The organism is Microbulbifer variabilis, assembly GCF_020524905.1.
GTDB classification, from domain to species: Bacteria; Pseudomonadota; Gammaproteobacteria; order Pseudomonadales; family Cellvibrionaceae; genus Microbulbifer; species Microbulbifer variabilis_A.
This window is the reverse complement of the sequence record NZ_JAIVKI010000036.1, coordinates 1-10,028: the sequence shown is the minus strand read 5'-3', so window position 1 is coordinate 10,028 and position 10,028 is coordinate 1. Positions and strand designations below refer to the sequence as shown.

The following is a 10,028-nucleotide window of genomic DNA, read 5'->3' as shown; positions in this document are numbered from 1 at the left end:
CACACTTCCGCACATACGCGAGTCAGAGCAGCAGTCAGGGTGGTTTTACCGTGGTCAACGTGACCGATGGTGCCCACGTTCACGTGGGGCTTGGAACGTTCAAACTTTTCTTTTGCCATTGCAGCCTCCTAATATAGATGAGCCGCTAACGGCACCACCCACGTCCAGAACATGCGCATCCGACCCGGAAAAAACCCCGACCCCGGACACAAACAACCGCAAGAGTTTTCACTCTTGCGGCTATTGAAAAATGGAGCTCATGGGCGGATTTGAACCGCCGACCTCACCCTTACCAAGGGTGTGCTCTACCCCTGAGCTACATGAGCAAATCATCGCCTTCCTAGGCGACCACAAGGCTTGCCGTTTTGGAGAGCATTCCAGCCGAACCCATAATTGGAGCGGGCAGCGGGAATCGAACCCGCATCATCAGCTTGGAAGGCTGAGGTTCTACCATTGAACTATGCCCGCTTGCGGGAGCCTCCAGACGAAACTACCTGTTTCGCCGGCAACACCTTACGGTGTAAAAAATGGTGCAGGGGGGTGGATTCGAACCACCGAAGCTTTCGCGTCAGATTTACAGTCTGATCCCTTTGGCCACTCGGGAACCCCTGCCTCAATGCGGGGTGCATTCTCTACACCTTCCGCCGCACTGTCAACACTTTTCTCTTTAAATTTCACAGACTTAGCTACAAAACTTAATGTTGAACAGCGCCGGGATAAAATGGAGCTGGCGAGAGGAGTCGAACCCCCGACCGGCTGATTACAAGTCAGCTGCTCTACCAACTGAGCTACGCCAGCCCTATCCCGTCCATTGTCGAAGCTGAACTGTCACCCTCGTCAATGGAGGCGGGATTCTAGGGGAAGTTATCCCGACAAGCAACACCCTTTTTACAGATAAATCAGAATTTTTTGTGTCGCCTATTGCTACATACAGCAAAAAACGGCCGCATCCGATTAGCGTTTGAGGATCTAGACCTATAGCCCAACTCGTTTCAACCCGCCACTTCTGCACAGAGATTTCGACGACGATCCAAATCGGGGTACTCCTGCTGCAGCTGGAGCCAAAACTCGGGCGCTAAATCATCTGAGACGCCCGGAGCCAACACAATCCAGCGCTCGCTATGCGTCTGTGGCTCCTCACGGAATTGTGCGTGAATCCCTTTCTCGAGCAGCTCATTCGTCAGCGACTCAGCCCTTAAACGCTCACTAAAAATACCAAAGGAAATTCCATCAGCCAGTGCCCCCTTGGGAATCACATAGCTGTCTATCCCCTGCGCCTGCAATTCACGCAAGCGGTTATAGGCTTCTCTACTGGAGTTTAAGGGTGGCAGGAAGACCCAATATCGCATCTGCCCCTGCATTTCCACATCTCGCAACACGGCGGCGACCTGTAAGGCCTTTAAGCGCTGTACTATCGCCTCACCTAGAAGCTCCTCTGTAAAGGGGCCAAGTAATGTACAGAGCTGTTCTGCGGAGTGTTCGGCAGATGGCGACACCAAGGGTTCCGCCAGAGGAGACAGATCTTTCCGTGACATTTCGCTGACCAGGGTAATACCCTGAACCTGGGGGTCCGCTCGCCTATCGGCGATCCTTACCCTTTCTTTATGAGAGGTTGAGGTGCTGACAAACCAAGCGAAAACGCCGAAATTCAACAGTAGTAAAGAAAGAGCTATCCAGCGCATAGAGCATTATTTTTTTTCAAGGATTACTTAACGCCAAGCCGTCCATTACCAGTTCCGGGACCAGATGGTGCTCCCGCTGATAAAGTGCTGACAGCAGAGGGGCATCGCCGCCTGTTAGCCACAACAACGGTTCTCCCTCACAATATCCGCGCAACTCATCCAGTGCGCGATCAATAGCTCCGAGCACCATCAACAGAAGACCGCGGTTAATAGCTTCATCGGTACTGCGCCCGGCGCCCAGGGACTCCGTTAGAGTAATATCCTGCGCACTTTTAGCCGCATGGGTGTCAAGGTACAAAGAGCGCTGCATAAGACCAATGCCGGGGACTATGTAGCCCCCCAAATGACGCCCATTATTGTCGACCAGATCCAAAGTTACTGCGCTGCCACAGTCCACAATTAGAGCTGCTTGTCGCTCTCGATCATAGGCGGCCAACATCGCCAACCAGCGATCAGCCCCAAGTAGACGATGGTTTTCATAGCCACAGGCTACTCCAGCGCACTCCAGTAACACCTGGGAAAACTCCACCTCGAGAGAAAACAACTCCTGCACATGCCCAATCAACGTTTCCGCAACTTGCGGACCTGCCACATTGACCACCCGCACTCTCCGAGGATCCAGTAGGTCCCACCCTTCGGGCAAATATCCCGCGCGCAGATCCGCAGTTTTAAAACTACCTCTGGATCTCACCTGCCTTTCATTTAGCAGACGCCACTTACCCCGGGTATTACCGATATCCAGTTCGAGAATCAAATCTGCCCCCGCAAAGAGATTTCTCCACCATGGAAGTGTTGTTCCTCTCCATCGATATTTAACTTCAAAGCACCTTTTTCACTGACCCCTGCAGCAATTCCGCTCCAGGTTTGTGTGCCCGCCTGTAGAGTAACCTTCTGCCCGGCAAACTGATCTAGCTGCATCCAGGCTTCTCGGTAAGCAGAAAAGCCTTGTTCGGTATAGTTTTGCAAAAGTGGCAGTAACTCAGCCAACATCGCCGCGACCAATTGATTTCGTGAAATTCCAGGCTTTACCTGCTGCAAATCCGCCCATGGCTGATCAATAGCAGCGGCACTCTCACTTCGCAGACCGCTATTTAAGCCAATACCAATCACCACAGCACAGCGATCCGTGAGATCGCCTTTAAGCTCCAGCAAAACACCCGACAACTTTCGACCATGACACCAAACATCATTCGGCCACTTGAGGCGGACATCCGGTACCGAAAAACGCGCCAATGCACGCGCAATCGCTACCCCCACGGCGAGACTCAACCCTTCCAGGCATTGCACGCCGCCATTGAACTCCCACCCTATAGAAAGACTAATACCCGCACCATAGGGGCTAATCCATTGGCGTCCACGACGTCCACGACCTGCACTCTGACGCTCGGAAAGCAACGCAACTGCATGCCCTTCGCCCTTTTCCATCAGCGATAGCAACCGGGTGTTAGTGGAGTCCACCTCATCGAACAGGATCAGCTTCCGCAATAGCGCCCCAGACTCCTCGCCGAGTGCACTGTAAATTTTCTCTGCAGATAAGAGATCCAGGCCTCCGGGTAAACGATAACCCTGCCCTTTAATGGACTCCAATACCAATCCATACTGTTCTAGTTTCTGTAACTGTTTCCAAACCGCAGCACGACTGACTCCCAAGGCTGCGCCGAGAGCCTCGCCAGAATGCACCTCGCCATCAGCCAATATTTTCAACACCGGGCGCAACGGCTCCAACGGACTCTTCGCAATAGTATCTAGCAAGGTAATCAACTTTTTATGTAGCGACGAAAATAGCGGTGTCCCAAGCTGGTCAGCACTTCATAACCTATAGTGCCAGCGTATCCAGCCACCTCATCTACGGTCAGATCTTCGTTCAAGATCTCAATCGACTGTAGGGATTCACGCTCCTCTTGGGAGAGCGCAGAAATATCAAACGTGGTGGAATCCATGGAAATCCGGCCAATTATCGGCAGTTGACGACCATACGCCCAACCACAGCCACGCCCTCCCTGAGCCCGGATTATCCCATCGGCATAACCACCCCGGGCCACCGCCAGCCAGCTGCCCGCCGCTATCAGTTGAGTCGCCCCATAGCCCACCCATTGTTCACGGCTGACAAAGCGTTTTTGCACGATAGGTAGGCTCAGCGATACGGCGGGAAGCATGGGGTTAGGAGTACCGGGAATCGGATTGACCCCATAGAGCGCAGAGCCTGGTCGTGCGATATCAAAGTGATAGTCCTCTCCGAGGAAAATGCCCGATGAATTGGCAAGACTCAGCTGAACTTCAGGGCACAGCGACCGCAGCCTTTCCCCAGCTTCTTTGAAGTTACGCAACTGAAAATCATTCTGCGGATGCTGCGGCTCATCTGCACAGGCAAGGTGGCTCAGCAATATGCGGATATCCGCCGAGTGCAGTAACTGACTGTCCTTTAATAGTTGGTCAAACTCCTCTGGCGTCATACCCAAGCGGGTCATACCTGAATCTATTTTTATCGCACAGGGGGACTCAATCTCTTCCCTGGCACAAATGTCTACCCAGTTGCGCAGCTGCTCTAAAGTGAAGAGCGTCGGTATTAATCCTGCACGAGCACATTCCAGTTCCGCACCGGCGCGCACTCCGGTCAATATAACAATGCGGACACTATTGCCCAGCTCCTTGCGCAAGCGCTCCCCTTCCGTTTGAGTTGCCACGAAAAAGTCTCGACAACCCTGCCTGTAAAGAGCCGGCACTACCTGATTCATACCAAGGCCATAAGCATCCGCTTTGACCACAGCGCCACAACGGGTACCAGCTGCCAATCGCTTCGTTAGATACAGATAGTTGTCAGCAATGGACTGCAAATTGATACTCAGCAGCCCCTCGCGAAAATCGTTCATGCCATCACAACTCTCAATTCACCAGCTAGGTTGCCCCAAGTAAGCTTTCACTTCGTAAAGCACGGGCACCTACTAATATACACAGCCCCACCAAAGAAAGGGTGACCAGGGAACCAGCTACGGCCAGGAGCGCAGAAACGGACTCCCCAGCCATTAACGCACTCAACCACTGCTGCTGCCCGATAAGCGGGGTCAGCTGCCACAAGGGAGAATCCAGCTCAATATTGGAGAGCTTTAATGCGACTAATAGTGTGACAGGTAGCGCCTGCAAAATACTCAACTGAATCTGGGCATCTTTGAAGGAGCGGGAGCGCAACGATAGCAGGATCTGCAGTACGGCGATCAGAAGCGCAAGGGGAAGTAAAATGAGACTTATCGTAAAGAGCTCAGAGATCCCGGCAGTAAAGCGAACCCCAATCTCAGCCAGGGGAAGCAAGCTGAATGAAACGGTTAAAACTGCCAGTGAAAGGAGCGCGCCAAACCAGCCAATGCTGGTAACGGCCACAACCTTTGCCACTATAAGTTGCCAACCACTAAAAGGCTGCTGTAACAACACCTCAATGGTCATGCGTTCACGTTCCCCAGCAGAAGTATCAATAGAGGGGGCCGCACTACACACCAGTAATGCCATTATCAGTAACACGGGAACCATCAGCCCCCACATTGCCAATCCTCGACTAGAAGGCGTACTGACATCCCTCACCTCAAGTTGCCACGGCGCTAGAACCTGTGTGGCTAAGCCTCGAGCCGCTAAGCGCTGTTGCACAACCAACTGTTGAAGTTGTGCCAGATGCTGCTGTACCAATTGTGCTCCACGCCCACCGGACTGATCTGCGCTATCTACATACAAATAAACTTTGGGAGACAACAGGCTTCGATAATCTTCCGCAAAATTTTTCTCTATTTGCAAAACCACATCATATTTACTTGCCAAAAGTGCTTGTGGAACCCCATCTTGCAATCGCTCAACCTTAAGATCCCCTCCCTGTAATTTCTCCTCCAAGATAGGCGCATACTCTGCTCCAACAATAGCTACGTTAAAAGTAGTTTCAGACATTACCTTCAAAGATAAAGCACCGCTGCCAATCATCAGCGCGGGAAACAATAAGGTAAACCCCAGTGTGATCAGCAGAGCGCGCCGATCCCGCCAAACCTCGAGTAACTCTTTGAGAAGTAATCCTCGCATTTGCTGTGAAAGTCTTTTTTTAGAAATCATCATGCGAGTTCACCATGTTTACTTCTCTCTGCTACATTTCCGTAGGCAAGATTTACAAAGCTATCCTCAAGATTTTCACAGCCTGTTTGCCGCATAAGCTCATCTGGAGTTCCACTCCCCACTATTGCACCTTCGGCCATAACCAGCACCTTATCGGAAAGCTCAAGGACCTCAGCCATGATATGGCTGGAAAATAAAATCGCCGTTCCCCCTTCACGTAAGCGCATAAGAGTTTTACGCAGCAGGCGAGCCGCAAGTACATCCAATCCCCGAGTAGGCTCATCGAGCACCAGGTGCCTTGGGCTATGTACTAATGCTCTAGCGAGAGAAACTTTCATTCGCTCCCCTTGAGAAAAGCCCTTGGTACGGCGATTCCAAAGGTTGGATAGTTCCAATTCATTCCTAACTAACTTTAAAGCCCTTTCTAATTCTGCCCCAGCCAACCCGTGCGCACTGGCAAAAAAAGACAGGTATTCTGCGACGGTGAGTCGCTCATAAAGCCCCTCCCTATCACCGACAATGCCGAGCTGCCTACGAACACCTTTTGGGTTTTTAAAGGGATCTAGATTACCCACAGAAACGTTACCGCTATCCGCTTTCAGAAGTCCGGCAATAATTCTCAGGCATGTAGTCTTTCCAGCACCGTTCGCACCGAGTAGTGCCGTTATCTGACCATCGGGCACAGAAAATTCCAGATTGTGAAGTACGCTATTTCCGGAAAACTGCTTATTCACTCCTTCTACTCTAATCACAACACTTTCTCCTTGAGCTCTTCACCGTCAGCTGTAGGAGTAACATCCAGCTTTATCTCGGGCCCATAAATTCCACCCATAAATGGTGGTCTATGGATTTTATTGACACAGCTTGTTTGCAGCTCTTCCATTGGAGAGTCCAGAAACTCTTTGATCAATCGAGGTAAACAACCTCTCATCGAGTTAATATGACCACCGCTGGCAATAATCAAATGCTGTTTATTGGTCAGGTAGCCAAGTTGCTTTTCCGTGTATTTTGGCGGCGTAATCGGGTCAGCCTCACCAGAAATCAGCAGTACCGGATGATCGCGGGGTTGCGGCTTAGCATAGTATCTATCGGCTACAGGCCAAACTTCACAACCACGTTCAAATATCCCTAAAAAAGCATCCCCCACAAAGGTGCCGCTAGTATCCGCTGAAATTTCTTCATCAGTGATACGAGATAATTCTTCCGCACAGGCAATTGAAAGGGTTAATCCAAGAGACATGCCTACTGCCGAGTCGGGAAATAGGCCGGCAACTCCGGCGAGAGGGTTGTAATTACCCATACCTGCCTGCTGGATAGCAAAAGGTAATTGTGCAGCAGCCTCTGGAGAATAAAGCGCAGTGCGTATCGTATTTTGTAAAACCCAACGAGGCATCGGGTGCTTCATCGCTTCTCCTGTCACTGGATCAGGGAAGTTTATTGCTATGGATTCATCCCACTGACTTAATAGATCATCCAAAGCCTCCCTCCAGTTACCAAATTCAGAGCAGGTTGGATCAAGCTGACAGTCGCGCATCAATATTCGTAAAGCACTTTCTGCAGCCGCTGCACTTAGAAATACTTTTGTATCAATGGGTGCTACAGCATCAAGCACAAGAGTTTTTAAACTGTTTGGATACCACTGTTGATAAAGAAGCGCTGTCCGCGTTCCCCATGACCCCCCCCACAGAGATATTCGACTGTGGTTGAGATGTTTTCGCACCTTTTCCAGGTCCTCAACTGCCTGTCGACTACTCAATGAATTAGCAAAGTTAGCTTGCTGCAGATAACACTGTTCCAATTCCTTGGAAATAAGTGTTAAGTCCATCGGTGTATGCCGATCAATACCACAATTAAATGGCCGGGAAAATCCAGTTCCTCTGCGATCTACCATGACTACTGCATGATTTTGATTAATTTTGTGGAACTTGTTCAGTAGAGGAACGAGAGCACTCGCCGCTTGCCCTGGCCCACCAGCAAGGAGATATAAAGGTTCGCGCTCCGACTTATCCAAAGCGGGTGAAATGAATACCGCCAATTCAACTTGACTATCTCCCTCACCCACTGGAATTCGCTCGCACTGTAGTGGATGCCTCCAACCATCCAAATAGCAATCCTGCGCTTCAGACAATTCCTGCGAGACCACTACCGAAGCGAAGAACAGACTACATAGTATGGCTATGCCATTTAGCAGCCTTTTAACACCTAACACGACATTATTCTCCTTAACTTATGGTGCCGATCACCGCAGTGTATCCAACTTCCTGCATCCATGTCCCCTGCAACTCTCAACCGAAGAATTGCATTAGCACCCATCTGCGCTCAGTGGTAAGGTTTCTTTTTTAACTTGCCCATGACTGCACCCATGAGCTTTTCAGACCGTGAAAAACACTTAATTCGAGCCGCTTTTGCCTGGGGCCAGATCACCCAGCAGGAGGGTTATACACTTTCTGACCTGGAGATTGAGAAGTCGGTACTTTTCCGCCGCTTACTTGGCGGAAGACCTGCACTGGCTTTCCCTCCCCCACTTCGCCATGGTTTCCCTTGGTATGAAGTTATTGAGGGGCGCGCCGAGCATATCGTCAGCGCCTCCGAGGCATCTCCAGAGTGCAGCTTCATTGCCCCCGGTTGCAAAATCGGTGAAACCTGCATATTGATAGATGGTGCTTTCTGGCGGGTGGTTGAAACCATTGCTGAACGGGAAGAGTACATCGTCGAGTGGGGCCAATACCCCATGCAATGGCGTTTGAAAAAGCACTGGGAAGTCAATTATGAAATGACCCAGCAACTACACAGTTTTCGTAGAGACAACCCCAGTGCCAAAGTCTCTTTCGACAATTACCTTGGCCAACGAGATTACCGGGAATTTCGCATTGATGACGATCAGACCGTCTGGCTATGTGAATGGCAGTTAAGCCGTATAAGTCTCTCCGGCTGGGTCTGGGTGGGTACTCTGCAATCTCTTACAGAAACACAGCTAATTCCCCTCTACGAGGATCCACTCGGTCCTATGGTCCTTGGTGAGTCAAGTATGGATAAAGGTGTTGCTTGGCTCCGAATAGAAGAGGCTGGTAATGAAGCCCGTTTCGTTAGGCTCGATGGCACATACGATTACCAGTCGCTATCCTCGGCAAGTGCAACTTACTTGAAGAGTTTGTTACATAAATTGCAAGAGAGCTTAGAAGATATCGAAATCATGGACTGCCATGGGGATTCTCCCATTCGGCGGTTTTCTCTTCCTTCTGCCCTTGTCCCCCTCGATGAATTAAGCTTGAAGGAAATGCAATACGACCTGGTACCTGATAATGCCTACGAGCAATTGGAGTAGCATAGATACAAGCTGTTTATAAAGCCCCCAAGGGGCTTTTCATCACCTTCTAACTTTTATATCTAAGTCCAGCCTGTTTGCCCACATACCCACAGCAAATCTCTGTTTCCCAATGATGACGATTCTATTAACAGGCTGTTACTAACAGAATCCATGGACAGACCTGTGCATAACTCCGGGATATCCACTCTCAGGCCCCTGTTTCCGTGGGGCCCTTTTCAACGGGTAAAAAAACACCAGCCTTTTATCCACTTTCCACAACCTGGCGTTATTAACAGAAAGTCTGGATAGACTTGTGCATAACTGCGGTATATCCACGCCAGGGCCCATGGTTGCTCAGGCTCACCAAAACGTGCAAAAAATCACCGGTGTTTTTATTGGTATTACTGTGTCAGTTTTTTCAGCGCAATGATTTTTTTGTGCTAAACCATATTTTTTAATTTCGGGTAATTTTTTGGGATAGGTAAGCGGCGGATTAAATAAAGTGCCGTATTTTTTCGTATTTCCTATTTTTTACTTTATAAAAATAATTAGGAAAACACTTCGCTTACAGGGGTAAAAGCCCCTTGGCTTTTTACCAAGCTTTTTATTTATCTAGGGTTTTCGTCGAGTTGGATTTTTCAGCGAGAGTATTGCGAGTAAAAATTTGACTGGAGTTTCTCTTTTTTCTCTTTTTTCCAAACCGCGTTTTTATTCTATTTTTTTATTGTCGGCTTTTATTATTTTATTAACTATTTTTCCGCACATAAAAAAAGGGCCACCCATTGGGAGGCCCTTTCGGATTAGAAGCCTGACGATGACCTACTCTCACATGGAGAGACCCCACACTACCATCGGCGATGTTGCGTTTCACTTCTGAGTTCGGCAAGGGATCAGGTGGTTCCACAACTCTATTGTCGTCAGGCAAACTGGCTTGGGTTGGCGTTGGTCTTATA

9 protein-coding genes, 4 tRNA genes and 1 rRNA gene are annotated in these 10,028 nt (G+C 49.7%); 1 reads left to right on the top strand and 13 read right to left on the bottom strand.

Features of this window, described 5'->3' with window-relative positions; genetic code table 11:
• The 12 genes from LC073_RS21025 to LC073_RS20970 all read right to left on the bottom strand — a co-directional run.
• On the bottom strand, window positions 1-119 hold a 119-nt coding region (locus LC073_RS21025; protein ID WP_226649528.1), incomplete at its 3' end, for a GTP-binding protein.
• Window positions 120-251: 132 nt separating this feature from the next.
• A tRNA-Thr gene (locus LC073_RS21020) sits at window positions 252-326 on the bottom strand.
• A 68-nt stretch (window positions 327-394) separates the two neighbouring features.
• Window positions 395-468, bottom strand: a tRNA-Gly gene (locus LC073_RS21015).
• Between the two features lie 60 nt (window positions 469-528).
• Window positions 529-612 (bottom strand) — tRNA-Tyr (locus LC073_RS21010).
• 110 nt (window positions 613-722) lie between these two features.
• Window positions 723-798 (bottom strand) — tRNA-Thr (locus LC073_RS21005).
• A gap of 194 nt (window positions 799-992) precedes the next feature.
• Entirely contained in the window at window positions 993-1,682 is a 690-nt protein-coding gene (locus tag LC073_RS21000) for an SPOR domain-containing protein (RefSeq protein WP_226649526.1), read from the bottom strand.
• A 16-nt stretch (window positions 1,683-1,698) separates the two neighbouring features.
• Window positions 1,699-2,436 (bottom strand): type III pantothenate kinase, encoded by a 738-nt coding sequence (locus tag LC073_RS20995; protein ID WP_226649524.1) that lies wholly within the window; start codon window positions 2,434-2,436, stop codon window positions 1,699-1,701.
• Complete coding sequence (birA, locus tag LC073_RS20990; protein WP_226649522.1) at window positions 2,433-3,389, bottom strand: bifunctional biotin--[acetyl-CoA-carboxylase] ligase/biotin operon repressor BirA; 957 nt, start codon at window positions 3,387-3,389, stop codon at window positions 2,433-2,435. The genes LC073_RS20995 and birA overlap by 4 nt, the downstream gene beginning before the upstream one ends.
• 50 nt (window positions 3,390-3,439) lie before the next feature.
• Window positions 3,440-4,552: an alanine racemase gene (gene alr / locus LC073_RS20985; RefSeq protein WP_226649520.1), complete on the bottom strand. Its 1,113-nt coding sequence runs from the start codon at window positions 4,550-4,552 to the stop codon at window positions 3,440-3,442.
• Between the two features lie 25 nt (window positions 4,553-4,577).
• Window positions 4,578-5,771 (bottom strand): ABC transporter permease, encoded by a 1,194-nt coding sequence (locus LC073_RS20980; RefSeq protein WP_226649518.1) that lies wholly within the window; start codon window positions 5,769-5,771, stop codon window positions 4,578-4,580.
• On the bottom strand, window positions 5,768-6,520 hold the full coding sequence (locus tag LC073_RS20975; protein ID WP_226649516.1) for an ATP-binding cassette domain-containing protein: 753 nt from the start codon (window positions 6,518-6,520) through the stop codon (window positions 5,768-5,770). Before LC073_RS20975 ends, LC073_RS20980 begins: the two co-directional genes overlap by 4 nt.
• Complete coding sequence (locus LC073_RS20970; protein ID WP_226649515.1) at window positions 6,517-7,830, bottom strand: alpha/beta hydrolase; 1,314 nt, start codon at window positions 7,828-7,830, stop codon at window positions 6,517-6,519. Before LC073_RS20970 ends, LC073_RS20975 begins: the two co-directional genes overlap by 4 nt.
• Before the next feature lie 300 nt (window positions 7,831-8,130).
• On the opposite strand from LC073_RS20970, the gene LC073_RS20965 reads away from it, so the two are divergent.
• Window positions 8,131-9,093 carry a hypothetical protein gene (locus tag LC073_RS20965; protein ID WP_226649513.1) on the top strand — a complete coding sequence of 321 codons (963 nt, stop codon included), beginning with the start codon at window positions 8,131-8,133 and terminating at the stop codon, window positions 9,091-9,093.
• Window positions 9,094-9,881: 788 nt separating this feature from the next.
• Here LC073_RS20965 and rrf read toward each other — a convergent pair.
• A 5S ribosomal RNA gene (rrf, locus tag LC073_RS20960) occupies window positions 9,882-9,997 on the bottom strand.
• Between the last annotated feature and the right edge of the window lie 31 nt (window positions 9,998-10,028).

Bases quoted from the DNA above. Each gene is read 5' to 3' on its own strand.
- LC073_RS21000 (WP_226649526.1), bottom strand. From the start codon at position 1,682: ATGCGCTGGATAGCTCTTTCTTTACTACTGTTGAATTTCGGCGTTTTC.
- alr (WP_226649520.1), bottom strand. From the start codon at position 4,552: ATGAACGATTTTCGCGAGGGGCTGCTGAGTATCAATTTGCAGTCCATT.
- LC073_RS20980 (WP_226649518.1), bottom strand. From the start codon at position 5,771: ATGATGATTTCTAAAAAAAGACTTTCACAGCAAATGCGAGGATTACTT.
- LC073_RS20965 (WP_226649513.1), top strand. From the start codon at position 8,131: ATGAGCTTTTCAGACCGTGAAAAACACTTAATTCGAGCCGCTTTTGCC.